Origin of the sequence: Paraburkholderia sp. BR10882, assembly GCF_040948855.1 — a bacterium.
GTDB lineage: Bacteria > Pseudomonadota > Gammaproteobacteria > Burkholderiales > Burkholderiaceae > Paraburkholderia > Paraburkholderia nodosa_A.
Map to the genome: position 1 here is coordinate 160,463 of NZ_JBFPKP010000011.1, position 25,674 is coordinate 186,136.

The following is a 25,674-nucleotide window of genomic DNA, read 5'->3' on the forward strand; positions in this document are numbered from 1 at the left end:
GTTTTGGATTCCGCAGAACAATCGCGCCCCCGAATCTGCGCCTGTGGATAACTTTGTTGAGAACTTCCCGGGCGCCGCCGCAGCGCGCCCGCGTGTCGTCGTTATGTGGGATACCGCACACAGCGCCGTGGAGCGCCGAAAGCCTTGTCTGTCAAGGGTCTGATTGATTCTGCGCAGACCTGAACGGGCGCCTGCGACAACCTTTCCCTCTTGCGCGCCGCAACGAGGCAAGTGTGTATAAGTCAAGTCTTGACAGGACCGCGATGGCGTCTGGATGGCCTCTTGAGCCCGGTCATACCCTGACGCCCGGAGCCCAGCTTGGTGCGGCGCATCAAAAACGTCACGCACCGGTCGCGCGGATCGCGCGGCTGTGGCGATGCACTTCGTCCACGAGTTCGGCCACGCTTTCGGGCGGCGTGAACTGCGAAATGCCGTGGCCGAGGTTGAACACGTGGCCCGGGTGCGCGCCAAAGCTGTCCAGTACCGCGCGCGCCTGCTCGCGAATCGCGGCCGGCGAAGCGAACAGCACCGTGGGGTCGAGGTTGCCCTGCAGCGCCACGCGCTCGCCCACGCGCTCGCGCGCGCGCCCGAGGTTGACGGTCCAGTCGAGGCCAACGGCGTCCACGCCCGTATTGGCGATTTCGTCGAGCCAGAGGCCGCCGCCCTTCGTGAAGGTGATCACGGGCACGCGCTCGCCGTCGTGCTCGCGCTTGAGCTGCGCCACGACCTGCGCGATGTACGCCAGCGAGAAGCGCTGGTACGCGCCGTCCGCGAGCGCGCCGCCCCAGGTGTCGAAGATCATCACGGCCTGCGCACCGGCTTCGATCTGCGCGTTCAGATAGGCCGCCACCGCCTGCGCGTTCACTTCGAGAATGCGTTGCATGAGGTCGGGGCGCGCGTACAGCATCGACTTCACCGTGCGGAAGTCGTCCGAGCCGCCACCTTCGACCATGTAGCAGGCGAGCGTCCAAGGGCTGCCCGAGAAGCCGATCAGCGGCACACGCTGGCGCCCTTCTGCATTGGTGAGCGCACGGCGGATTTCGCGTACGGCGTCGGTCACGTAGCCGAGCGTCGCGCCGATATCCGGCACGGCGAGCCGCGCCACGTCTTCTTCGGTGCGCACGGGGTGCGCGAACTTCGGCCCTTCACCCGCCTGGAACGAGAGGCCAAGGCCCATCGCGTCCGGAATCGTGAGAATGTCGGAGAACAGGATCGCGGCGTCGAGCGGATAGCGCTCGAGCGGCTGGAGCGTGACCTCCGTCGCGTAATCGGGATTCTTCGCGAGGCCGAGGAAGCTGCCCGCGCGGCTGCGCGTGGCGTTGTACTCCGGCAGATAGCGGCCTGCCTGGCGCATCAGCCAGATCGGCGTGTACTCGGTCGGCTGGCGCAGCAGCGCGCGCAGGAAGGTGTCGTTCAGGAGAGTGTGGGCCACGTGCTGGATGCGCGAAGTCGCGCCAAGGTTCGGAAGCAAGCGGCCATTTTACCGGAGCGGCCGTCGCGTCATGCCCCTGATGGGCGGGATCAGAAAGCGCAATGCCACTGAAGTATAGGCCTGCCTACCTAGGTAAGTCCGCGCTTAACGGCCGCGTACGCGAGGACTATCATCAGACGGCTTTCCAAAACATTACATCAACCAAAACCAGATCTGGAGACACGATGAATAAAGCCGCCCTCGGCCTGACGATCGTTAGCGCCGCTTTGCTGAGCGCGTGCGCCACGAGCCAGTCCGCCGGTACCCCCGCCAACGGTGCGCAGAGCGCCACGGCCCCGTCGCGCCTCGACGAAATCATCGCGCGCGGCACGCTGCGCGCCTGCACGACCGGCGACTACAAGCCCTACTCGTTCTACAGGCAGGACGGCACGTTCGAAGGCATCGACATCGACATGACCCAGTCGCTTGCGAAGTCGCTGGGCGTGAAGGCCGAGTTCGTGAAGACGTCGTGGTCGAACCTCATGAACGACTTCCTCGCGAAGTGCGACGTTGCAGTGGGCGGCGTCTCCACGACGCTCGAGCGCCAGAAGCGCGCGTTCTTCACCGAGGCCTATCAAGTCGACGGCAAGACGCCGATCGTGCGATGCGCGGACGTCAAGAAGTATCAGACCGTTGAGCAGATCAACCAGCCTTCGGTGCGCGTGATCGTGAATCCGGGCGGCACGAACGAGCGCTTCGCGAAGCAGTTCCTGCCGAATGCGAATCTCATCATGTACCCGGACAACGTGACGATCTTCAAACAGATTCTCGCGGGCAAGGCCGACGTAATGGTGACCGACGCCTCCGAGACCATGTTGCAGCAGAAGCTCAACCCGGGGCTGTGTTCGGTGCATCCCGACAAGCCGTTTCAGTACGGCGAAAAAGCGTGGATGGTGCCGCGCGGCGACGTGGTGTTCCAGCAGTATGTCGATCAGTGGCTGCACCTTGCGCGCGCGAGCGGCGAATATCAGGCAATCTCCGACAAGTGGCTGAAGTGAAGTGTTGAATCGCGCCGCATTGTTATGGCCCTTCGAATTGCTACGATGAGTTGCAGAACATGGGTCACACGAGGCACGCAAAGTTTGCATTCCACGCGCGAGCGCAATGCCGACGCATTGCGCATGTGCGCACCCGGTAAATCTGTACCGTACGCGTCATGCGTAAAAAGGCCCATGCGGTGGGCCTTCCTTCATGCGATTCGAATCCTCGCGCGCGAGTTGCGATTAAGGCTGTCAGGCAGCCTCGAAAAATAGCGGTAAAAATGACTTCCGCGAAACGCTCAGGATGGCAAAAAGCGCCGCAGAGCCTTATCTGACGGGCGTTACAACCTGAAACACTTTGTTACCGCGAACCTATCTTAATTCGCCCACAATGCCTTCAACGGTTTCAACACGGATGTGGCGCGGTGCCAGTGTGAGCGGACACAAAACACCAGCCGGTCGGCCCTACGCCGAAGCCCTCTCGAGGGGCATCCTTGTTGGAGCCGTGACCGGCGTCGAAGACGTTTCATGACCCGGCTCCTCCTTTGGTCTCCTCGCGCTAACCCCGTAGCGTGTGGTTTTTAGCGGGCTCCAGGCCCGCTTTTTTTTCGCCTGTACGTTTCGTTATTCAACAGGCATCGCTCTGCCCCCACTCCCTCCAGCGTCAAATGATCGTTCGGTGTCCGACTATTTTTGCGCGTTCTGCAATGCCGCAGCGACGCCTTGAATCGTCCGCAGCGGCATTGCATCGAACCTCGTATCAAGCCGTTTTCTGCTCGTTGATCTTGAGTTCGTCGATCATGCGCGCGCGCATCACGAACTTCTGCACCTTGCCTGTCACGGTCATCGGCAGTTCGTCGACGAAGCGGATGTACTTCGGGATCTTGTAGTGGGCAATCTGCCCCTGGCAGAACGCCTGAATCTCCTCGGCCGTTGCCGCTTCGCCCGGGCGGAGCACGATCCACGCGCACACTTCCTCGCCGTACTTCGCATCGGGCACGCCGAACACCTGCGCGGACTGCACCTTCGGGTGGCGGAACAGAAACTCTTCGATCTCTCGCGGATAGATGTTCTCGCCGCCGCGGATCAGCATGTCCTTGAGGCGACCGACGATGTTGCAGTAGCCTTCGGCATCGATCGTCGCGAGATCGCCCGTATGCATCCAGCCATCGACGATCGACTCGGCCGTCTTCTCCGCGTCGCCCCAGTAGCCCTGCATCACCGAATAGCCCTTCGTGCACAGCTCGCCCGTTTCGCCCACCGGCACGATATTGCCGAGCGCGTCGACGATCTTCACTTCGAGATGCGGCTGAATGCGGCCCACGGTGGTCGTGCGCTTGTCGAGCGGGTCGGTGGTCGAGCTCTGGAACGACACCGGGCTCGTTTCCGTCATGCCGTAGGCGATCGTGATTTCGGCGAGATGCATCCTGGAGACCACGCGCTTCATCGTCTCGATCGGGCACGGCGAGCCGGCCATGATGCCCGTGCGCAGCTTCGAAAGATCGAAGCGTGCGAACTCCGGATGATCGAGCTCCGCGATGAACATCGTGGGCACGCCGTGCAAGGCCGTGCAGCCCTCTTCCGAGACGGCTTCGAGCGTCGCGCGCGGATCGAACGCCTCGCCGGGGAACACCATGTTCGCGCCAACGGATACGCACGCGAGCACCGCGAGCACCATGCCAAAGCAGTGATAGAGCGGCACCGGAATGCAAAGCGAATCTTCTTCGGTGAGGCGCATCGCCTGGGCGATGAAACGTCCGTTGTTGAGCACGTTGCGGTGCGTGAGCGTCGCGCCCTTCGGATTACCGGTCGTGCCGCTCGTGAACTGGATGTTGATGGCCTCGTCGGGCGATAGCGTCGCGTTGATGGCGTCGAGCCACGCCGTGCCGTCGCGCGCGATGCGCTCGCGGCCCATCTCCACGAGTTCGCTGAAGCAGAGCATGCCGGGCGTGGCCGTGTCGCACATGCGCACGACCGCGCGCAGTTCGGGCAGGCGCGCGGCCTGCAACTGGCCGGGCGTGGCGCTCGCAAGCTCGGGCGCGAGCGTCTGCAGCATTTCCAGATACTTCGAGGTCTTGAAGCTCTCCGCCGAGACGATCGCCTTGCAGCCGACCTTGTTCAGCGCGTATTCGAGTTCGGCAAGACGATAGGCGGGATTGATGTTGACGAGCACCGCACCGATGCGCGCGGTCGCAAACTGGGTGAGCAGCCATTCGACGCGATTGGGCGACCAGATGCCGACGCGATCTCCCTTGACGATGCCTAGCTCGGCAAAACCGGCCGCGAGCACGTCCACTTCTGCGGCGAACTCGCGCCAGTTCCAGCGGATGCCCTGCTCGCGGAACACCACGGCAGGCCGCTCGGGGAAGCGGTTGGCGGTCTCCTGCAGGAACGTGCCGAGAGTCGCGTCGCTGAGCGGTACGTCGGACGTGCCTCGCACGTAGGAAAGCCCGTCTTTCGGCGCGATGAGCGGCTCATGTACACCGGGCGCGGCGCGCGCGCCTGCTGCGTCGATTGCCATGATGGCTGTCTCCTGGGGAGCGTCACTCCCGCGTTTGAAATGAATTTGAAAACCATTGTGCCACCGGCTTGACTGGGGGCGGCATCAAGTCTTACCCGCAGGGTCTGGGCCGGCTGCGAACGCATGATTTGGCATTACCTTTCCGTAAACGTCAAGTATGCCGGAGCGTTTTGGTCGACCTCCGTGGCTCACGGCATTTATGCCGCGTTTTTCATCGCGGTGCCATTGGGCCGTGCCCGCCCACCGGCGCGCACATGCAAAAAGGGCTCCCCAACCGGGGAGCCCTTTTTTGCTTCGAACGCGGCCCCACGAGGGGGCGCGTACGAGAACCCATTAGTGCTGGTTCATCTTGCGCAGGCGCTGGATCGCCGCGAGCTGCGCGACCGCGTAGGCCAGTTCGGCCTGGGCGGTGGCGTACTCGAGGTTCGAGCCGGCGTTCTGCAGCGTCTCTTCAGCGCGCTTGCGCGCTTCCGTAGCCTTCGCCTCGTCGAGATCCTTGCCGCGGATCGCGGTGTCGGCGAGCACCGTGACGGCGCCCGGCTGCACTTCGAGAATGCCGCCGGCGACGAACACGAACTCTTCACCGCCGTCTTCCGCCACGATGCGCACTGCACCCGGACGAATACGCGTGATGAGCGGCGTGTGCCCCGGCAGAATGCCCAGCTCGCCCGCCTCGCCCGGAAGCGCGACGAACTTCGCCTGGCCGTCGAAGATGCTCTCTTCGGCGCTGACGACGTCTACCTTGATGGTTGCTGCCATATGTGTCGACTCCTTGGGGATTAATTGGCTGCTGTGGCGGATAAGTCGCGCGACTTATCCGCACTTCGGCAACTAACCCTTACTGGATCTTCTTGGCCTTTTCGAAGGCTTCGTCGATCGTGCCGACCATGTAGAACGCCTGCTCCGGCAGGTGATCGCATTCGCCGTCAACGATCATCTTGAAGCCGCGAATCGTTTCCTTGAGCGGCACGTACTTGCCCGGCGAGCCCGTGAAGACTTCCGCGACGTGGAACGGCTGCGACAGGAAACGCTGGATCTTGCGAGCGCGGGCCACCGTCAGCTTGTCTTCCGGCGACAGTTCGTCCATGCCCAGAATCGCGATGATGTCGCGCAGTTCCTTGTAGCGCTGCAGCGTTTGCTGCACGCCGCGCGTGATCGAGTAGTGCTCTTCGCCGATCACGTTCGGGTCGATCTGGCGCGAGGTCGAGTCGAGCGGGTCGACTGCCGGGTAGATACCCAGCGAGGCGATGTCACGCGACAGCACGACGGTTGCGTCCAGGTGGCCGAAGGTCGTAGCCGGCGACGGGTCGGTCAAGTCGTCCGCAGGGACGTACACGGCCTGAACCGACGTAATCGAGCCCTTCTTGGTCGACGTGATGCGCTCTTGCAGCTTGCCCATTTCTTCAGCCAGCGTCGGCTGATAGCCCACTGCCGACGGCATACGGCCGAGCAGTGCCGACACTTCGGTGCCAGCCAGCGTGAAACGGTAGATGTTGTCGACGAAGAACAGCACGTCGAGGCCTTCGTCGCGGAAGTGCTCGGCCATCGTCAGACCGGTCAGCGCGACGCGCAGACGGTTGCCCGGCGGCTCGTTCATCTGGCCGTACACCAGCGCGACCTTGTCGAGAACGTTCGAGTCCTTCATTTCGTGGTAGAAGTCGTTGCCCTCACGGGTACGCTCGCCCACGCCCGCAAACACGGAGAAACCACCGTGTTCCTTGGCGATGTTGTTGATGAGCTCCATCATGTTGACGGTCTTGCCCACGCCAGCACCACCGAACAGACCGACCTTGCCGCCCTTTGCGAACGGGCAGATCAGGTCGATAACCTTGATGCCGGTTTCGAGCAGTTCCGCCGACGGCGACAGCTCGTCGAACGCCGGAGCCTTCTGGTGGATCGAGCGCGTCGTTTCGCTCACGATCGGGCCAGCTTCGTCGATCGGACGGCCGAGCACGTCCATGATGCGGCCGAGGGTCGGCTTGCCGACCGGCACGCGGATGGGGTTGCCCGTGTTCTTGACCACGGTGCCGCGGCGCAGGCCGTCAGCCGAACCCAGACAGATGGTGCGGACGACGCCGTCGCCCAGCTGCTGCTGCACTTCCAGGGTCAGTTCCGACCCTTCGAGAATCAGCGCGTCGTAGATCTTCGGCATGCTCTCGCGCGGGAATTCCACGTCGATCACCGCGCCGATGCACTGTACGATCTTGCCTTCTACCAAAGCAGTTGTACTCATCGATTTTCCTTTAGATACCTGAATTCTTCACTCGCTCACCGGCATACACCGGCGCGGTTTCGCAATCGGTTCGCGCTCGTCGCTTGATCAAACGGCTGCTGCGCCGCCGACGATTTCCGAAAGTTCCTTCGTAATCGCGGCCTGGCGGCTCTTGTTGTACGAGAGCTGCAGTTCGTTGATGACCGTCTTCGCGTTGTCCGACGCCGCCTTCATCGCCACCATACGGGCCGACTGCTCCGAAGCCATGTTTTCCGCCACGGCCTGATAGACCAGGGCCTCGACATAGCGCACCAGCAGTTCGTCCACGACGGTTTGCGCATCCGGCTCGTAGATGTAGTCCCACGCCGACTTCGGCGTCGTGCCGTCGTCATCCGCTTCCAGACGCTCGGCCGACAGCGGCAGCAGTTGCTCGATTACAGGCTCCTGCTTCATCGTGTTGACGAAGCGCGTGTACGCGAGGTACACGGCGGAAAGCTTGCCTTCCGAGTACTGGTCGAGCTGCACCTTGATCGCGCCGATCAGCTTTTCGAGGTGCGGCGTGTCGCCGAGTTGCACAACGTTCGAGACGACCTTCGCGCGCAGACGATTCAGGAAACCGAGGCCCTTGCTGCCGATCGCAGTTGCTTCGATCGTCGTGCCGGATGCTTCCAGCTCCTTGAACTTCTGCAGCGTCGCGCGCAGCACGTTGGTGTTCATCCCGCCGCACAGACCCTTGTCGGTCGTGACGAGAATCACGCCTGCGACCTTCGCACCGGTGTTTTCCACCATGAACGGGTGGCGGTACTCGGGGTTCGCACGGCTCATGTGCGCAGCGATGTCGCGGACCTTGTCGGCATACGGGCGGGCGGCGCGCATGCGCTCCTGGGCACGGCGCATTTTCGACGCCGCGACCATTTCCATCGCCTTGGTGATCTTGCGCGTGTTTTGCACGCTCTTGATCTTGCCGCGAATTTCCTTCATTCCAGCCATTGCTTTGCTCCTTTGTCGACCCGGGTCAGCGCTTCATTCGGCACTTACCCGGGTCCCAGTCCGTTTATCGTGTTTGATTCCCGGACGGATCAATATGCGCCGGACTTCTTGAAGTCCTTGAGAGCCGCGTGGAGCGCGTTCTCGTCGTCCTTCGACAGGTCCTTCTTGTCCTCGATGCGCGCGACGAGGTCAGCGTGCTTCGACTTCAGGTATTCGCGCAGGCCCTTTTCGAACGGCAGGACGTCCTTGACGTCGATGTCGTCGAGGTAGCCGTTGTTTGCCGAGAACAGCGCAACAGCCAGTTCCCACACTTGCAGCGGCTGATACTGCGGCTGCTTGAGCAGTTCCGTCACGCGGCGGCCGCGCTCGAGCTGCTTGCGGGTCGCTTCGTCGAGGTCCGATGCGAACTGGGCGAATGCAGCCAGTTCACGGTACTGCGCGAGGTCGGTACGGATACCGCCCGACAGCTTCTTCACGACCTTCGTTTGAGCCGCACCACCCACACGCGACACCGACACGCCGGCGTTGATTGCCGGGCGGATGCCCGCGTTGAAGAGGTCGGTTTCCAGGAAGATCTGGCCGTCGGTAATCGAGATCACGTTCGTCGGAACGAATGCGGTCACGTCGCCGGCTTGCGTTTCGATGATCGGCAGTGCCGTGAGCGAACCCGTCTTGCCCTTCACTTCGCCGTTCGTGAACTTCTCGACGTAATCGGCCGACACGCGCGCGGCGCGCTCGAGCAGACGCGAGTGGAGATAGAACACGTCGCCGGGGTAAGCTTCACGGCCCGGCGGGCGGCGCAGCAGCAGCGAGATCTGACGGTATGCCCAGGCTTGCTTGGTCAAGTCGTCATAGATGATCAGGGCGTCTTGACCGCGGTCGCGGAAGTATTCGCCCATCGTGCAGCCGGCGTACGGCGCGAGGTACTGCAGCGCGGCCGATTCCGAAGCCGAAGCGGCAACGACGATCGTGTATTCGATCGCGCCCGTTTCTTCGAGCTTGCGCAGCACGTTCTGGATCGACGAAGCCTTCTGACCGATGGCGACGTAGATACAGATGAGGTCCTTGCCCTTCTGGTTGATGATCGTGTCGACGGCCACCGCGGTCTTGCCGCACTGACGGTCGCCGATGATCAGCTCACGCTGGCCACGGCCGATCGGCACCATCGAGTCGATCGACTTCAGACCCGTTTGCACCGGCTGCGACACGCCTTCACGCCAGATCACGCCCGGAGCGATCTTTTCGATCGCGTCGGTCATCTTGGCGTTGACCGGGCCCTTGCCGTCGATCGGGTTGCCGAGCGGGTCGACCACGCGGCCGATCAGTTCGGGGCCAACCGGCACTTCGAGAATGCGGCCCGTCGTCTTGACGATGTCGCCTTCCGAGATGTGCTCGTACTCACCCAGAATCACGGCGCCGACCGAGTCGCGCTCGAGGTTCAGCGCGAGGCCGAAGGTATTGCCCGGGAATTCGAGCATTTCGCCCTGCATCACGTCCGACAGGCCGTGGATACGCACGATACCGTCGGTCACGGAGATCACGGTGCCCTGATTGCGAACGTCTGCGCTCGCTTCAAGGCCCTGGATCCGGCTCTTGATCAGCTCGCTGATCTCAGAGGGATTGAGTTGCATTATTCGCTCCTGATGTTCAATTCTGTTGCGTGCCAGCCGCCGCGCCCGATTTCTGGAATCGAGGCGCTCAGGCGGTCAACGCCGCCTGCATGCTGGCGAGCCGCGCGCGGACCGAGGTATCGAGCACTTCGTCGCCGACCGTGACGCGCACGCCGCCGATGAGCGAGTTGTCGATCTCGACGGTCGGCTTCAGCTTGCATTTGAACTTGCGTTCGAGGCTGGCGACGAGGTCGTTCAACTGGGCGCCTTCGAGCGGGAACGCGCTGACGATCACTGCGTCAGCAGCACCTGCCTTGGCGTTCTTGAGCGCTTCGAACTGCGTCTGGATTTCCGGCAGCAGCGCCAGGCGATGATTCTCGATCAGCATCTGCACGAGGTTCTTCACCTCGGCCGATTCCTTGACCGGCGACTTCACCGCCGCGAGCAGCAGCTCGGCGACCTGGGCATGGCTCACCTTCGGGCTCGTCGCGACCGACTGCACCTCGGGCAAGGCCGCAACCTGTGCCAGCTCCGAAACGAGCGTGGACCAGGCGGCGGTGTCACCAGCTTCGGCCACGCCAAACAATGCTTCTGCGTACGGGCGGGCGATGGTTGCAAGTTCGGCCATGATCAGAGCTCGGCTTTCAGTTGATTCAGCAGTTCGGCGTGGGCCGACTGATCGACTTCGCGCTTCAGGATCTGCTCGGCGCCTTGCACGGCGAGGGCGGCGACTTCGGCGCGCAGGGCTTCGCGTGCCTTGACCACCTGCTGGTCGGCGTCGGCCTTCGCCTGAGCGATGATGCGCGCCGCTTCGGCGTGTGCCTGGGCCTTGATTTCTTCTGCGACCGCCAGTGCGCGCTTTTCAGCGTCGGCGATACGGCTTTGACCCTCGTTACGGGCCGTAGCGAGCTCTTCGCCGACGCGCTTGTGCGCCGCTTCGAGTTCCGCCTTGCCCTTTTCCGCAGCGGCGAGGCCGTCTGCGATCTTCTTCGAGCGCTCGTCGAGGGCGTTGATCAACGGCGGCCACACGAACTTCATCGTGAACCACGCGAGGATCAGGAACACGACCATTTGCGCAAACAGGGTTGCGTTGAGATTCACGGTGTTTCCTTAATCGTTGCTATTCCGGGGAATTGAAACGGCAAGGCGCTCATCGGTTGTGAAACTCGATCAGCGCCTCGTCTCCCGTTCCGCCATGCGCCCACTACCCTTTATAGGTCAGGCGCAACCTTCCAGGGAACTTAGCCCGCGAGCTTCGAGAGCAGCGGGTTAGCGAACGCGAACAGCATTGCAACACCAACGCCAATCAGGAACGCTGCATCGATCAGACCAGCCAGCAGGAACATCTTCGTCTGCAGCGGGTTCATCAGTTCAGGCTGACGTGCGCAGGCTTCGATGTACTTGCCGCCCATCAGGCCGATACCGATACAGGCGCCGATTGCACCCAGGCCGATGATGATGCCGATACCGATGGCCGTGAAACCCTGGATGTTGGCGATGAAAGCTTGCATGATCACTCCTTATTGAGATTTTCTGGAACTGGGGATTTAAAACTGCAAATCTGGTTTGACGAGCACTTAGTGCTTGTCGTGTGCCTGGCCGATGTACACCAGCGTCAGCATCATGAAAATGAACGCCTGCAGCAGAACGATCAGAATGTGGAAGATCGCCCAGACGCTGCCCGCAATCACGTGGCCGATGAAGCCAAGCACCGTCGTGTCCGCGCCGAAGCTCCACAGACCGCCCAGCAGCGCGATCAGCAGGAACAGCAGCTCGCCTGCATACATGTTGCCGAACAACCGCAGGGCGAGCGAAACCGTCTTGGCGACGAACTCGATGATGTTCAGTGCAAGGTTCGGGATCCACAGCAGCGGATGCGCGCCGAACGGGGCCGAGAGCAGTTCGTGTGCGAAGCCGCCAGGACCCTTGATCTTGAGGTTGTAGTAAATCATCAGCACGAACACGCCGAGCGCGATGCCGAACGTGCCGTTGAGGTCGGCAGTCGGGACGATGCGCTGGTGCGGCAGCGCTTCGGACAGGCCGAGCCAGCCGATCACGCGCGTGGGCAGGTCGACGGGAATGAAGTCGAGCGAGTTCATGAGCGCGACCCAGATGAACACGGTCAGCGCGAGCGGTGCGATGAATGCGCGGTTGCCATGGACGATGGACTTGGACTGGTCCTCGACCATCTCGACCAGCATTTCGATGGCGCACTGGAAGCGGCCCGGTACGCCCGGGGTCGCCTTGCGCGCAGCGAGGCGCAGGATGAGGATCGTCACGACGCCGCACAGAATCGACCAGAACAGCGTGTCGATGTTCCAGACGCTGAAGTCGACGATCGACGTCTGGTGCGAGGTCGCAAAGTTCTGCAAGTGGTGAGCAATGTACTCGGACGGACCCGGTCCGCTCGTTCCTTCGCTAGCTGCCATATCGTTAGAGCCACCCAAATTGTCGAAAATCGTTTTCGGCCGTTCCCGCCGCAATACTGTATTGCGGGAACACGCCGCCGTGGATCGTGTCTTATCTGCTTCGCATCGGCCAGCTAACTTCCACCGTCATCGCTTCGACGCCCTGACTTGAGGCGGCGCGATGTTGGCGGGTCAGCGCCACGCGAGCGCGATCCAGTATGTCTTTAGTGCGATCAGGTACGTGACGAGCAGCGGAATCCACAGCACGTCGTGATACCAGAACGCGATGGCGACGAACATCGCAATCGTCGCCCCCATCTTGAAGGCTTCACCGAGCATCCAGTTAAATACGGTGCCCGCCCTGCTCAACTGCTTCAGGCGCGCCGCGAACAGCGCACCGGGTAACCAGCAGATCGCTCCGCCCAGGAAGGCCGACAACGCAGCACTGCCCGGCGGCTTATAAAACAGCCACCACGCCAACGTTGCAACCAGGGACAAAACCACTTGCGCCGCGACGACACGAAACGGCGTGACGCGCGATGGGCGACTCACCTGTGCGCCGAAAATTTGCTCGGCTTCGGCCCGGGTGAGCGGAACGATGTCGTTGTTATCTTGCTGGCTGGCGTCCAGTTCATCCCAGCGCGCGTTGTGATCCGCTTTGGAAACAACGCGTCCGGAAGTTTTTGCCGCTGCATCCTGCCCCCGGCTGGATGCTCCGGCTGCGCCCGGCGGTACATCGGGCCCTTCATGCGCCTGTGGCGCTTCGTCTGGCCTCTGACCCACCATCGCTTTATTCCGGAAATTCGCCTTGCACGCGTTTTATTACAGCGTACTTACGGCATCGCCAACCAAATAAATCCGGGCGATTGTAAGCGATAGTTGCAGGCAATTCAAGACTTTAGGCCCTTCAATAACACCCGTGAAATGCGACTTCATGATGCGGAAAACTCCGCGCCGCGAGGGTGTGACCGGTAACTGTAAGGGACGCAGCAGGCAACGCGCAATCATCAGGATGACCAGGTAATTTCGAGCCCATCTGGCGCGCAATCCGGGCTATGCGCCAGGATGTGGGACGGGATGCCGTCAGAACAGATGCAGCAGCAGCGCGCCGCCCAAAAAGGCCGCGATCCAGAACGGCACGGCGACCAGGTGAAACAGCAACCACACGCCGCGCTGGCCGGACAGACGCACGGCGATGAGGTTCGCCAGCGAGCCGATGGCCACCCCGAAGCCCCCCACGCTCACGCCGAACGCGAGCGCGCGCCAGTCGTGCGTGAAACCCGCGAGCACAATGGCGGCCGGAACATTGCTAATCACTTGCGACAGCACCGCCCCTGCGGCAAAAGCGCGCATCGGCGTTTGCAGCGACAGTGACGTCAGCGCGTGATGGATGGCGGGCAGCGCGGCCACGCTGCGCAGGACGATGAACATCAGCACGAAGATCAGCAGCAGCAGCCAGTCGATCTTGAGCACGATGCGAATGCGCCAGATCACAAAGCCCGCGGCGACGGCGGCAAGTGCAACGCCTGCGTGGTGCGCATCGGCGAGCAGCACGAACGCGACGAAGAGCACAGCCGCCACGCTCGCAAGCGCCCGGTCGACGCGCTGCGGCGCGGCGTCTTTCGAGAGATCGAGCGGTATGGCCTTGAAAAGAAACGCCGTGAGCAGGATGAGCATCGCCATGAGCAACGCGCAAAGCGGTGCGAGCCCCACGACGAAGCGTCCGAACGATACCCCGCTCACCTGCCAGAGAAACAGGTTCTGCGGGTTGCCGAGCGGCGTGAGCACCGACCCCGCGTTCACGGCAAGCGCGATGACGATCACGAGGCGCTTGAGCGGCAGCGGCGTGAGCTTGTGCAGCGACAGCACGAGCGGCACCACGACGAAAAGCGCCACATCGTTGGTGACGATCATCGCCAGCACCGCGGCCAGCGCGACGAGCAGCAACGCGAGCCCGCGCTCCGAGTGAATGTAGTGGACGAGCTTGTGCGCGAGCCAGGTCAGCAGTCCTGAATATTCGATACCCTTCGTCAGAATGAGCAGACCCGCGAGAGTCATCACCGTTTGCCAGTCGACAAGTGCGGGCAGCGAGGCGATGGGACGAGGTGCGTAAATCTGCAACGCCACGAACGCCACGATGAGGATCGCGAGCACCGGCTCCGAAACGGCGAATGCGCCGATGCGGCGCAACAGGCTCAAGGGCTCAGGCGCGCCCTGCTCCGATTCGCGCACCGGCTTTATGCGCCGGCGCGCGCGTTTGCCGTGGCGACGTGCATCGCGCCCATCACGCGGCCGTTTCGCCGCGCAGGCGCAGCAGGATGCCGTCGAGCGCGTCGAGGTCGCCGAAGTCGACCGTGAGCTGCCCTCGCCCGCGTCGGCCGAGCTTGATCTTCACCGATGCGGCGAGCAGGTCCGACAATTCCTCTTCGAGGCGGCGCGTGTCGCGCCCGCCATCGTGCGCGGCCTTCGCCTTGACTGCCGGTGCGGCCTTCGTGGTGGCCGAAACGAGCTTCTCCGTTTCGCGCACCGACATCCGCTTGTTGACCACCTGGTTCGCCAGCGTGATCTGCGTGGCCGCGTCCACGGCGAGCAGCGCACGGGCGTGGCCCATGTCGAGGTCGCCGGCCAGCAGCATGGTCTGCACGGGCGCCGCGAGATTGAGCAAACGCAGCAGGTTCGACACCGCGCTGCGTGAGCGTCCGACCGACTCGGCCGCCTGCTCGTGTGTGAAGCTGAACTCGTCGAGCAGGCGCTGGATGCCCTGCGCCTCTTCCAGCGGATTCAGGTCCTCGCGCTGGATGTTCTCGATCAGTGCCATGGCGGCGGCGGCCTGGTCGGGCACATCCTTCACGAGCACCGGCACTTCGGTGAGGCCAGCGATGTGCGCAGCACGGAAGCGCCGCTCGCCCGCGATGATTTCATAGCGCCCCGTCGCAACCGGGCGCACGAGAATCGGCTGCATCAGACCCTGCGCGCGAATGCTCGCGGCCAGCTCCTGGAGCGCGCCCTCGTCCATGCGCGTGCGCGGCTGATACTTGCCGGCCTGCATCTGCGTGAGCGGCAGCGTGTTAGGCGCGCCGTCGATCTTCACCGCCTCGGTGATGTCCGCGCTGCCGCCGAGCAATGCTTCCAGCCCCCGGCCCAGCCCCTTCTTCCGTGCTACTGCATTCATCGTGCTTCCCCAGTCTCGTCAGAGTGCGCGCACGCGCTCGATCATTTCCGCGCCGAACTGCACATAGGCCTGTGCGCCGCGCGAGGCGCGATCGAACACCACGCCCGGCAAGCCGTAGCTCGGCGCTTCAGCGAGGCGGACGTTGCGCGGGATCACGGCGTCGAAGACCTTGTCGCCGAAGTGCTCTTTCAACTGCTCGGAAACCTGCTGCTGCAACGTAATGCGCGGATCGAACATCACGCGCAGAAGGCCGATCACCTTCAGGTCGCGATTCATGTTCGCGTGGACCTGCTTGATCGTATTGATGAGATCCGAAAGACCTTCGAGCGCGAAGTATTCGCACTGCATCGGGATTACCACGCCATGGGCGGCGCACAGGCCGTTGAGCGTGAGCAGCGAAAGCGCCGGCGGGCAATCGATGAGGACGAAGTCGTAATCGGCGTCGACTTCGGCGAGCGCGGCCTTCAGGCGCCGCTCGCGCTGCTCGACCGTCACGAGTTCGACCTCGGCGCCGGCCAGCTCGCGGTTGGCCGGCAGGACGTCGTAACCGACCTGTTCCGGTCGCGTGCGCGCGGCGTTCACCGTGACACCGTCGACGAGCACCTCGTAGACCGTGTTCTCGCACGCGGCCTTGTCGATGCCGCTGCCCATCGTGGCGTTGCCCTGCGGGTCGAGGTCGATGAGAAGGACACGTTGTCCCTGCGATGCGAGGCTCGCGGCGAGATTGACCGTTGTCGTCGTCTTGCCGACGCCGCCCTTCTGGTTCGCAACGCAGAAGATTTTTGCCATCTTTTGTGTGTCCCTTTTACTGCCTTAAGAAGTTTGCTTACGTTATGACGCAACTGCTTCGCGCACCTTTCGGCCGATTGGCCATCGCCGGATCGGCTCAGGCCGCGGCGACCGACTCAACCGACACTTCGATCAAGTGGCGCTCCGCATCGAGCATCGGCACGCTCAGGCGGATCGTGTTCAGCGCCCGGGTGCCGGCCGGCAGACGCTCGATCTCGCCTTCGGGGTGCACACCCTTCATGGCCCAGATCGCGCCACCCTCGGCAACGAGATGACGGGCCAGTGTAACGAAATCGGCGAGATCCGCGAATGCCCGAGACACGATCAAATCGAATTTTTTCGATACTTCGATGCCGGGACGCAGCGATTCGACCCGGCCGGTCACTACCGAGAGGTTCGCGAGTCCGAGTTCAGCCTTCGCCTGCGACTGGAACGCCGACTTCTTCTGCACGATATCGTTGAGCGTGACCTGCCAGTCCGGACGCACGATCGCGAGCACGATGCCGGGCAGTCCGCCGCCGGAGCCGACATCGAGCACCGTTGCGTCGGCGCGCGCCGGCAGGTGCGGCACGATCGAGAGCGAATCGAGAATGTGCTGGATCAGCATCTGGCGCGGATCGCGAATCGCCGTGAGGTTGTACACGGCGTTCCACTTGGCGAGCAGCGCAACGTAGTCGAGCAACTGCTCGTGCTGCCGCTCGGTGAGTTCGACGCCAAGCGCCTGAGCGCCCTCTTTCAGCAGACGAGCGAGCGCGTCGCGGTCCGCAATGCCGGGTTGCCTCGAGCGCCCCGTCATTGCGCCACCGGCGTCGAGTCGGGGCCGCTTTCGTCTGCAGCACCCGGATTCTGGCGACGGCGGCCAAGGCCACGCTTGAGGTGAACCATCAGCAACGAAATCGCGGCGGGCGTAATGCCCGAAATGCGCGACGCCTGGCCGATCGTTTCAGGGCGGAACTGGCTCAGCTTCTGGCGCGCCTCGAACGACAGGCCACGCACTTCCGCGTAATCGATGCCTTCAGGCAGACGGGTATTTTCCTGCGCGCCGTTGCGTTCGATCTCGTCGGCTTGGCGATCGATATAGCCCTGATATTTGATGCCGATTTCGATCTGTTCCTTGATCTGGGCTCGCAAAACTTCATCGTCGGCGAGCGGGGTTTCCGGCGCGCAAGCGCCTTCGCGCAGACCGCACACGCCGTCATAGGTCACGCCCGGGCGGCGCAGCAGGTCCGCGAGGTTGTATTCGCGGTCAATCGCCTTGCCGAGCAATGCCGTCGCTTCTTCCGCCGAAAGCGTCTTGGGGTTCACCCACGTCGACTTCAGACGCTCTGTTTCACGTGAAACAGCATCACGCTTACGGGAGAAGGCGTCCCAACGGACGTCGTCAATCACGCCCAGTTCGCGGCCGATCTCCGTCAGGCGCATATCCGCATTGTCTTCACGCAGGCTCAAGCGGTATTCGGCTCGGCTCGTGAACATGCGATACGGCTCGGAAACGCCACGCGTCACCAGATCGTCGACCAGCACGCCAAGGTACGCCTGATCGCGGCGCGGACACCATGCGTCCTTGCCCTGCACCTGGAGGCCTGCGTTCATGCCGGCGAGCAAGCCTTGTGCTGCCGCTTCTTCATAGCCCGTCGTGCCGTTGATCTGGCCCGCAAAAAACAGGCCGTTGATCACCTTGGTTTCGAGCGAAGCCTTGAGGCCGCGCGGGTCGAAGTAGTCGTATTCGATCGCGTAGCCCGGACGCAGGATGTGCGCGTGCTCGAGGCCGCGCATCGAGTGCACGAGCTCGAGCTGCACATCGAACGGCAGACTCGTGGAGATGCCGTTCGGGTAGAACTCGTTCGTAGTCAGGCCTTCCGGTTCGAGGAAGATCTGGTGCGATTCCTTGGACGCGAAGCGATGAATCTTGTCCTCGATGGACGGGCAATAGCGCGGCCCTACCCCTTCGATCACGCCCGTGTACATCGGCGAGCGGTCGAGACCGCCGCGAATGATGTCGTGGGTGCGCTCATTCGTATGCGTGACCCAGCACGGAATCTGGCGCGGATGCTGCTCCGCGCGGCCGAGAAACGAGAACACCGGCACCGGATCGAGGTCGCCGGGCTGCTCTTCGAGCACCGAAAAGTCGATCGTGCGGCCATCGATACGCGGCGGCGTGCCCGTCTTGAGACGGCCCTGCGGCAGCTTCAGCTCCTTGAGGCGCGACGAGAGCGTCACGGCAGCGGGATCGCCAGCGCGGCCGCCCGTGTAGTTGTTCAGGCCCACGTGGATCTTGCCGTCGAGGAAAGTCCCCGCCGTCAGCACGACTGCACGACTGCGGAAGCGGATGCCCACCTGCGTGACGGCGCCTACGACGCGGTCGCCTTCGACCATCAGGTCTTCCACGGCCTGCTGGAACAGCCACAGATTCGGCTGATTCTCGAGACGTCGCCGGATCGCCGCCTTATAAAGAATGCGGTCGGCCTGCGCGCGCGTCGCCCGAACCGCCGGGCCCTTGGACGAATTGAGAATGCGGAACTGGATCCCGCCCTCGTCCGTCGCAGCGGCCATGGCGCCGCCGAGTGCATCGACTTCCTTGACCAGATGGCCCTTGCCAATGCCGCCAATCGACGGATTGCAGCTCATCTGGCCCAGCGTTTCGATGTTGTGCGTGAGCAGGAGCGTCTTGACGCCCATGCGGGCGGCGGCAAGCGCAGCCTCGGTTCCGGCGTGACCGCCGCCGACGACGATTACGTCAAACTCTGTGGGATAAAGCATGGCGGGACCTCACGCAAGGACGAAACGACCGCGTGAGCCTTCTCGGAAAAAGTGGTATGCGCGAATTATAACGGTTTCGGGTTTTCGGCCGTTCACACCCGAATTTTGTTCCCCAGACGCGCCGGCGTTGAACAAAAAAAAGCGCCGTGTTTCACGTGAAACACGCCGCTCATTTCTACAGCGATAGACGAAGTCAGACCGGTTTCTTCGCCAACCCGAGATACGTTTCGATCACGCGCGGGTTCTGCGCCAACTCCCCCGCCGGTCCTTCTAGCGCCAGGTCGCCAGTTTCCAGCACGTAGCCGTAGTCGGAAATCTGCAGTGCAGCGCGCGCATTCTGCTCGATGAGCAGCGTCGCGACGCCCGTTTGCCGCAGCGCGCTGATGATGTGGAAGATTTCCTTCACGATCAGCGGTGCGAGACCGAGGCTCGGCTCGTCGAGCATCAGCAGATCGGGCTTGCCCATCAATGCGCGGCCGACTGCGAGCATCTGGCGCTCGCCGCCCGAGAGCGTGCCTGCCGCCTGTGCGCGGCGTTCTTTCAAGCGCGGAAACAGCGTGAAAACGGGTTCGAGCTGGTCGAGGAAATTACGCTCACCGGCGCGCTTGCGGCGATACGCGCCGAGCACGAGGTTGTCCTCCACCGTCATCGAGGCGAACAACTCGCGCTTTTCCGGCACGAGACACATGCCGCGCGCCACGCGCCGCTCGATCGGCAGCGCGCCGATCTCCTCGCCCATATAAGCTATGCGGCCGCTCGCATGTCCCGTCACGGGCAGCGCGCCCATGATGGCGTTGAGCAGCGTGGACTTGCCCGCGCCGTTGGGACCGATCACGGAGACGATCTGCCCCGCGCCCACCCTGATCGCCGCCTTGTGCAGCGCCTCGATCTTGCCGTAGCGAACGGCGAGTCCGGAAACTTCCAGTACGGGTGCCGTCATCATTCCACCCCGCCCAGATACGCTTCCAGAACGGCCGGATCCTTCTGCACCTCTTGCGGCAAACCTTCCGCGATACGCGTGCCGAACTCCATCACCACGAGGCGGTCGGTGAGATTCATCACGAAATCCATGTCGTGTTCGACCAGCAGCACGCTCATCCCCTCTTCTCTCAGCTTGCGCAGCAATGCCGCCAACTGTTGCTTTTCCTTGTAACGCAGGCCAGCCGCAGGCTCGTCGAGCAGCAGCAAGGTCGGATCGCAGCACAGCGCGCGGGCAATCTCGAGGATGCGCTGCTGACCGAGCGCGAGGCTGCCCGCTTCGTCATACATATGCTGTTCGAGGCCCACGCGACGGATCTGCTTTGCGGCCTCGCTCATGAGCCTCCCTTCTTCCGTGGCATTGAGCTTGGCCACACTGTGCAACACGCCCGCGCGACCACGCAGGTGCGCGCCGATGGCGACGTTCTCGAGCACCGTCATCGTCGGCAGCAGCTTGACGTGCTGGAACGTGCGGCCAATACCGCGCGCGACGATTTCACGTGAAGTGAGGCGGTCGATGCGCTCGCCGCGGAACGTGATCTCACCGCTGGTCGGCTGAAGCACGCCGGTCACGAGATTGAAGGTCGTCGACTTGCCCGCACCGTTGGGACCGATCAGGCCGATGATCTGCCCCGCCTTCACTTCGAAGCTCACGTCGTTCACCGCCACGAGACCGCCGAACTGCTTGCGCGCCTTGTTCACCGTCAGCAGCATTTCGCCGGTGGCCGGCTTGCTGCGCTGCGGCAAAGCCTCGGCATGCTCGGGCACATGTGCCTGGGGACCACGCGGGAAGAAGCGGGCCACGAACGGCCAGACGCCGCGCCGCGCGTATTGCAGCAGCAGCACCATCAGAATGCCGAACACGATGATCTCGAAGTTGCCGTTCTCGCCAAGCAGCTTCGGCAGCAGGGTTTGCAGCCAGTCCTGCAGCACGGTGAGAATCGCCGCGCCCAGCACTGCGCCCCCGACGTGCGCCACGCCGCCCACCACGGCCATGAAGAGATATTCGATGCCGTGATTCAGACCGAACGGCGTCGGGTTCACCGCGCGCTGCAAGTGCGCGTACAGGAAGCCCGAAACGGCTGCGAGCACGGCCGCATAGACGAAGATCACCACACGCATCCAGCCGGTGTTCACGCCCATGGCCTCGGCCATCATGCCGCCGCCGCGCAGCGCGCGAATCGCGCGCCCCATGCGGCTATTAAGCAGATTCTGAACGGACACCACGGACGCAAGCACCACGACCCAGATCAGGTAGTAGATATGGCGGCCCGATTCGAGGTCGATGCCCAGCACGTTCAGCACGGGAATGCCGTTGATGCCGTCGTACTTGCCGAGCATGTCGAGGTTGCCGAACAGGAAGAACAGCGCGAGGCCCCAGGCGATCGTGCCGAGCGGCAGGAAGTGGCCCGACAGACGCATCGTGACGAGCCCCAGAACGAGCGCCACGAGCGCCGTGATCACCACGCCGACGATGAGTGCCAACCAGGGCGAAACGCCGTACTGCGTCGTCAGATAAGCAGTCGCGTAAGCCCCGAGCCCGACGAACGCGGCCTGCCCGAAGCTCGTCATCCCGCCGATGCCGGTGAGCAGCACGAGCCCGATCGCGACGATCGAATACAGGCCGATATAGTTGAGCAGCGTGATCCAGTACTCGGGCACGTGCACCGGATGCGGCAGTACGGGCAACGCGAACATCACCACGAGGAACAGCCAGAAGAAGCGGTTGTGCATGACGAATCGTTTCATCGCGTCACTCCTCTTCCTCTTCGGCGTGCGGCGTCGAGAGCGAGCGCCACAGCAGCACGGGGATGATCAGCGTGAACACGATCACTTCCTTGTAAGAGCTCGCCCAGAACGACGAGTAAGACTCCAGCAGGCCCACGAGCACGGACCCTGCCGCAGCCAGCGGATAGCTCACCAGGCCGCCGATAATGGCGCCTACGAAGCCCTTGAGGCCGATCAGAAAGCCCGAGTCGTAGTAGATGGTGGTGAGCGGCGAGACGAGGATGCCGCACAGCGCGCCGAGGCCCGCGGCGAGCGTGAACGCGAGCCGCCCGGCCTGCGTGGTGCCGATGCCGACGAGCCGCGCGCCGAGCCGGTTCACCGAGGTCGCGCGCAGCGCCTTGCCCGAGATCGTGCGATCGAAATAGAGATACAGCGCGACGATCAACACGGCGGCCGTGCCGATCACCCAGAGGCTTTGGCCCGAGATCGACAGGCTGCCGATGTTGAACGTGGCGTCGGAGAACGCGTTCGTGCGCGAGCCTTCCGCGCCGAACATCACGAGCCCGAGGCCCACCATCGCGAAGTGCACGGCCACCGCTACGATCAGCAGCAGCAGCGTGGTCGCCTCGGCGATGGGCTCATAGGCGAGGCGATAGATGAACGGCCCCATCGGCACGACGATCGCAAGCGTGAGCGCGATCTGTACGAGCATCGGCAACTGCTGGCTCGCTACGCCGCGCGTGACCGCATAGAGCGCGATGGGAAAGAGCAGATACTTGCCGGCAAGCGTCACGAGCGTGCGCGCCGCGTGGCGCCGCCGCTCGGCGCGACGCACGAGCCCGGCGGTCTCGACCAGGAAGCACGCCGCACCGAGCGCGACGAGCAGCCAGCAGGTGGCCGGAAACTTCTGCGATTGCAGCGCGGCGAGCGTGAGCGCGCCATATGAAACGAATTCGCCCTGCGGAATGAAGATCACCCGCGTCACGGAAAACACCAGCACCAGGGCGAGCGCTAGCAGCGCATAGATCGCACCGGTGGTGATGCCGTCCTGCGCGAGGATCGCGGCGATCGATAAATCCATACTCCCCTCTTCCTGAAACCTTCTGGAACCTGGAAAAACAGCGGCGTCGAAAAACGGCAATGCGGGAAAGAACCGCCGAAGGCGCTGTTCGGCCTTCGGCTGTGAAAAGCCGGTGCGCAGCAACGGAGCTGCGCACCGGTCATGCTCGTACGTGATTCTCAGTGGCCAGAATGACGCTGTAACGCGCGCGCGTGTTCCACGGGAAAACGCACTGCGCTTTCCCGTGCGCCGCACGTTATTCGCTCTGCAGCTTCCACTTGTTGTTGACGATCTCGACGATCACGCGTGCGCGCTGGTCGAGGCCCGCATGATCCGTCGAGCTCATGTTGAAGATGCCGTGCGCGCCCGCCGCGTCCTGCGAGTTTTCGAGCGCGGCGCGCAGCGCCACGCGGAACGCCTCGGTGCCCGGCTGGCCCGCCTTCAGCGCGACCGGAATCGCGCGCTGGAGCAACTGGCCGGCGTCCCATGCATGACCGCCGAAGGTCGCCACCGTGCCAACGCCATAGGCCTTCTCATAGGCCGTCTTGTAGGCCAGTGCCGACTTCTTCACGGGGTTCGAATCGGGCAACTGGTCGGCCACGAGAATCGGGCCTGCGGGCAGCAGCTCGCCTTCGCAATCCTTGCCGCAGACGCGCAGGAAGTCGTTATTCGCCACGCCGTGCGTCTGATAGATCTTGCCCTTGTAGCCGCGATCCTTGAGCGTGGTCGCGGGCAGCGCCGCGGGCGTGCCGGAACCGGCGATCAGGATCGCATCGGGGTTCGCCGACATCAGCTTGAGGGCCTGGCCCGTCACCGACGAGTCGGTGCGGTTATAGCGCTCGTTCGCCACGATCTTGAGGTTGTGCTTGCCGGCCGCGCTGGTGAACTCCTTGAGCCAGCTGTCGCCGTAGGCGTCGGTGAAGCCGATGAAACCCACCGTCTTCACGCCCTGCTTCTCCATGTAGCTCGCGAGCGCGTCGGCCATCAGGCTGTCGTTCTGCGGCGTCTTGAAGGCCCACTGACGCTTCGCGTCGATCGGCTCGACGATCGCGGCGGATGCGGCGAGCGAAATCATCGGCGTCTTGCCCTGCGCGACGACGTCGAGCATGGCGAGCGAGTTCGGCGTGACCGACGAGCCGATGATGGCGTCCACGTGGTCTTCGTCGATCAGCTTGTGCGTGTTCTGCACGGCCTTGCTCGTGTCCGAGGCGTCGTCGAGCACGATGTACTGCACGCTCTTGCCCGCGATCTCCTTGGGCAGCAGCGCGATGGTGTTCTTCTCGGGAATGCCGAGCGACGCGGCCGGCCCCGTTGCCGAAAGCGTCACGCCAATCTTCACCTGCGCGGCGGCGATGCCCGCCGTGCCCATCAGCGCCGCTGCGAGTCCGGCACTAATCGAGCTCAATACCCACTTCTTCGTTTTCATTGCGCGTCTCCAAACGCTTGGTCTGCGTGTTGTCGATTGATCCTGCGCCGATTACTAGGATGTTCGTGAATCGGCGCCGGCCTTTGAGTGTAGTAATCGGGATCGCGCGTGTAATGCATGGTTTTCCCTGCCTGCCGCGCCGCACAAGCCGCCGCGCGCCAGGGTGCGCTCTCCGCTTTGTCGCCTGCTCCCCTACTGCTGCAAAGCCGTTGTCACGGCAACAAAAAAGGCACCTCGATCGAGCGTGCCTTTTTCGTGTTTCGTGCGTCATTCAACCGGCGCTCAATCGCCGGCGAGTTTCCACTTGCCGCCGACGATCTCCACCATCACGCGGGCACGCTGGTCGAGACCCGCGTGGTCCGTCGTGCTCATGGTGAAGATGCCGTGCGCGCCTGCCACGTCGTGCGAGTTTTCAAGCGCGGCGCGCAGCGCTTCGCGGAAGGCCTTCGAGCCCGGCTGACCCGCTTTCAGCGCGACCGGAATCGCGTGCTGGAGCAGGAGGCCCGCGTCCCACGCGTGACCGCCGAACGTCGAAATCGAGCCTGCGCCATAGGCCTTTTCATACGCGGCCTTGTACGCAAGCGCCGATTGCTTCACGGGATTCGAGTCAGGCAATTGATCGGCGACGAGCAGCGGCCCTGCCGGTAGGTATGTGCCGTCGCAGTCCTTGCCGCACACGCGCAGGAAGTCGTTGTTGGCCACGCCGTGGGTCTGGTAGTACTTGCCCGCGTAGCCGCGCTCCTTGAGCGTTTTCTGCGGCAGCGCGGCCGGCGTGCCCGCACCCGCGATGAGCACCGCGTCGGGGTGCTGCGAGATCATCTTGAGCACCTGGCCCGTGACCGAGGCATCGTTACGCGCGAAGCGTTCGTTCGCGACAACCTTGATGTTCTGTTTCGAAGCGGCCGCGCTGAATTCCTTGTACCAGCTCTCGCCATAGGCGTCTGCGAAGCCGATGAAGGCCACCGTCTTCACGCCGTGCGCGGCCATGTGCTGCGCGATGGCGCCGGCCATCAGCGCGTCGTTCTGCGGCGTCTTGAAGACCCACGAGCGCTTGGCCTCCATCGGTTCGACGATGGAGGCCGCTGCGGCCATCGAGATCATCGGCGTGGACGTTTCCGCGGCCACGTCGATCATGGCGAGCGAGTTCGGCACGACAGTCGAGCCGATCAAGGCGTCGACGTGATCTTCGCTTGTGAGCTTGCGCGCGTTCTTCACCGCCTGCGTGGAATCGGTGGCGTCGTCAAGCACGATGTAATCGACTTTCTGGCCCGCGATTTCCTTCGGCAGCAGCGCAACCGTGTTCTTTTCCGGAATCCCGAGCGAGGCAGCCGGCCCCGTCGCCGACAGCGTCACTCCGATCTTCACATCTGCATACGCCCCGCCGGCCGTCGCCGCGAGCACCCCGGTCGCGACGCAAGCCGCCCCCATCCAACGCAAAACCAACTGCATCTCCACTCCTTCTATATTCGTTTTCTTTATTGCTACGGATTTGTGGCGCACCGCAGCCGATCACCTCATAGTCAGACCGATAATCGTCTGCGGGAAATCAACGCAAAAATGCTGACCGCA

22 protein-coding genes are annotated in these 25,674 nt (G+C 63.2%); 1 reads left to right on the forward strand and 21 read right to left on the reverse strand.

The features are described from left to right. Positions 1-340: 340 nt before the first annotated feature. Positions 341-1,432: a uroporphyrinogen decarboxylase gene (gene hemE / locus AB3X99_RS26070; RefSeq protein ID WP_368618549.1), complete on the reverse strand. Its 1,092-nt coding sequence runs from the start codon at positions 1,430-1,432 to the stop codon at positions 341-343. 224 nt (positions 1,433-1,656) lie between these two features. Here hemE and AB3X99_RS26075 point away from each other — a divergent pair, with 224 nt between their 5' ends. Further along, on the forward strand, positions 1,657-2,469 hold the full coding sequence (locus AB3X99_RS26075) for a transporter substrate-binding domain-containing protein (RefSeq protein WP_368618550.1): 813 nt from the start codon (positions 1,657-1,659) through the stop codon (positions 2,467-2,469). Positions 2,470-3,211: 742 nt separating this feature from the next. On the opposite strand, the gene AB3X99_RS26080 is transcribed toward AB3X99_RS26075, so the two are convergent. From AB3X99_RS26080 to AB3X99_RS26175, 20 genes are all read right to left on the reverse strand, one after another. Further along, positions 3,212-4,972, reverse strand: coding sequence for an AMP-binding protein (locus AB3X99_RS26080; protein WP_342949169.1), 1,761 nt, complete (start codon positions 4,970-4,972; stop codon positions 3,212-3,214). A gap of 333 nt (positions 4,973-5,305) precedes the next feature. Beyond that, a complete protein-coding gene (locus AB3X99_RS26085) occupies positions 5,306-5,731 on the reverse strand; it encodes a F0F1 ATP synthase subunit epsilon (protein WP_028203314.1) in 426 nt (141 codons plus the stop codon). A gap of 79 nt (positions 5,732-5,810) precedes the next feature. After that, positions 5,811-7,205, reverse strand: a complete 1,395-nt coding sequence (gene atpD, locus AB3X99_RS26090; RefSeq protein ID WP_069264444.1) for a F0F1 ATP synthase subunit beta — start codon at positions 7,203-7,205, stop codon at positions 5,811-5,813. Positions 7,206-7,292: 87 nt separating this feature from the next. Beyond that, positions 7,293-8,174 (reverse strand): F0F1 ATP synthase subunit gamma, encoded by an 882-nt coding sequence (atpG, locus tag AB3X99_RS26095; protein ID WP_069264446.1) that lies wholly within the window; start codon positions 8,172-8,174, stop codon positions 7,293-7,295. A gap of 89 nt (positions 8,175-8,263) precedes the next feature. After that, positions 8,264-9,805 (reverse strand): F0F1 ATP synthase subunit alpha, encoded by a 1,542-nt coding sequence (atpA, locus tag AB3X99_RS26100; protein WP_069264448.1) that lies wholly within the window; start codon positions 9,803-9,805, stop codon positions 8,264-8,266. Between the two features lie 67 nt (positions 9,806-9,872). Beyond that, the gene (locus tag AB3X99_RS26105) at positions 9,873-10,412 is read right to left on the reverse strand and encodes a F0F1 ATP synthase subunit delta (RefSeq protein WP_028203310.1); all 540 of its coding nucleotides are present in this window, start codon (positions 10,410-10,412) and stop codon (positions 9,873-9,875) included. Positions 10,413-10,414: 2 nt separating this feature from the next. Next, positions 10,415-10,885 carry a F0F1 ATP synthase subunit B gene (locus tag AB3X99_RS26110; protein ID WP_028213229.1) on the reverse strand — a complete coding sequence of 157 codons (471 nt, stop codon included), beginning with the start codon at positions 10,883-10,885 and terminating at the stop codon, positions 10,415-10,417. Positions 10,886-11,025: 140 nt separating this feature from the next. Continuing rightward, positions 11,026-11,295, reverse strand: coding sequence for a F0F1 ATP synthase subunit C (gene atpE / locus AB3X99_RS26115; RefSeq protein ID WP_028203308.1), 270 nt, complete (start codon positions 11,293-11,295; stop codon positions 11,026-11,028). A 66-nt stretch (positions 11,296-11,361) separates the two neighbouring features. Then, positions 11,362-12,213 (reverse strand): F0F1 ATP synthase subunit A, encoded by an 852-nt coding sequence (gene atpB, locus AB3X99_RS26120; protein ID WP_069264450.1) that lies wholly within the window; start codon positions 12,211-12,213, stop codon positions 11,362-11,364. A 171-nt stretch (positions 12,214-12,384) separates the two neighbouring features. Then, complete coding sequence (locus AB3X99_RS26125; protein ID WP_368618551.1) at positions 12,385-12,978, reverse strand: ATP synthase subunit I; 594 nt, start codon at positions 12,976-12,978, stop codon at positions 12,385-12,387. A gap of 297 nt (positions 12,979-13,275) precedes the next feature. Further along, complete coding sequence (locus tag AB3X99_RS26130; RefSeq protein WP_368618587.1) at positions 13,276-14,391, reverse strand: SLC13 family permease; 1,116 nt, start codon at positions 14,389-14,391, stop codon at positions 13,276-13,278. Between the two features lie 85 nt (positions 14,392-14,476). Beyond that, positions 14,477-15,364, reverse strand: coding sequence for a ParB/RepB/Spo0J family partition protein (locus AB3X99_RS26135; RefSeq protein WP_042265990.1), 888 nt, complete (start codon positions 15,362-15,364; stop codon positions 14,477-14,479). A gap of 18 nt (positions 15,365-15,382) precedes the next feature. Further along, positions 15,383-16,153 (reverse strand): ParA family protein, encoded by a 771-nt coding sequence (locus AB3X99_RS26140; protein ID WP_069264452.1) that lies wholly within the window; start codon positions 16,151-16,153, stop codon positions 15,383-15,385. A gap of 97 nt (positions 16,154-16,250) precedes the next feature. After that, positions 16,251-16,949: a 16S rRNA (guanine(527)-N(7))-methyltransferase RsmG gene (gene rsmG, locus AB3X99_RS26145; RefSeq protein WP_069264454.1), complete on the reverse strand. Its 699-nt coding sequence runs from the start codon at positions 16,947-16,949 to the stop codon at positions 16,251-16,253. Then, on the reverse strand, positions 16,946-18,913 hold the full coding sequence (gene mnmG / locus AB3X99_RS26150) for a tRNA uridine-5-carboxymethylaminomethyl(34) synthesis enzyme MnmG (protein ID WP_368618552.1): 1,968 nt from the start codon (positions 18,911-18,913) through the stop codon (positions 16,946-16,948). Before mnmG ends, rsmG begins: the two co-directional genes overlap by 4 nt. Positions 18,914-19,106: 193 nt before the next feature. Beyond that, positions 19,107-19,856, reverse strand: a complete 750-nt coding sequence (locus tag AB3X99_RS26155; RefSeq protein WP_368603726.1) for an ABC transporter ATP-binding protein — start codon at positions 19,854-19,856, stop codon at positions 19,107-19,109. Then, positions 19,853-21,640, reverse strand: a complete 1,788-nt coding sequence (locus tag AB3X99_RS26160; protein ID WP_368618553.1) for an ATP-binding cassette domain-containing protein — start codon at positions 21,638-21,640, stop codon at positions 19,853-19,855. Before AB3X99_RS26160 ends, AB3X99_RS26155 begins: the two co-directional genes overlap by 4 nt. Positions 21,641-21,644: 4 nt before the next feature. Beyond that, the gene (locus AB3X99_RS26165) at positions 21,645-22,700 is read right to left on the reverse strand and encodes a branched-chain amino acid ABC transporter permease (RefSeq protein ID WP_368618554.1); all 1,056 of its coding nucleotides are present in this window, start codon (positions 22,698-22,700) and stop codon (positions 21,645-21,647) included. A gap of 235 nt (positions 22,701-22,935) precedes the next feature. Continuing rightward, positions 22,936-24,105, reverse strand: coding sequence for an ABC transporter substrate-binding protein (locus AB3X99_RS26170; protein WP_069264460.1), 1,170 nt, complete (start codon positions 24,103-24,105; stop codon positions 22,936-22,938). 282 nt (positions 24,106-24,387) lie between these two features. Further along, positions 24,388-25,554 (reverse strand): ABC transporter substrate-binding protein, encoded by a 1,167-nt coding sequence (locus AB3X99_RS26175; RefSeq protein ID WP_368618555.1) that lies wholly within the window; start codon positions 25,552-25,554, stop codon positions 24,388-24,390. Positions 25,555-25,674 lie beyond the last annotated feature (120 nt).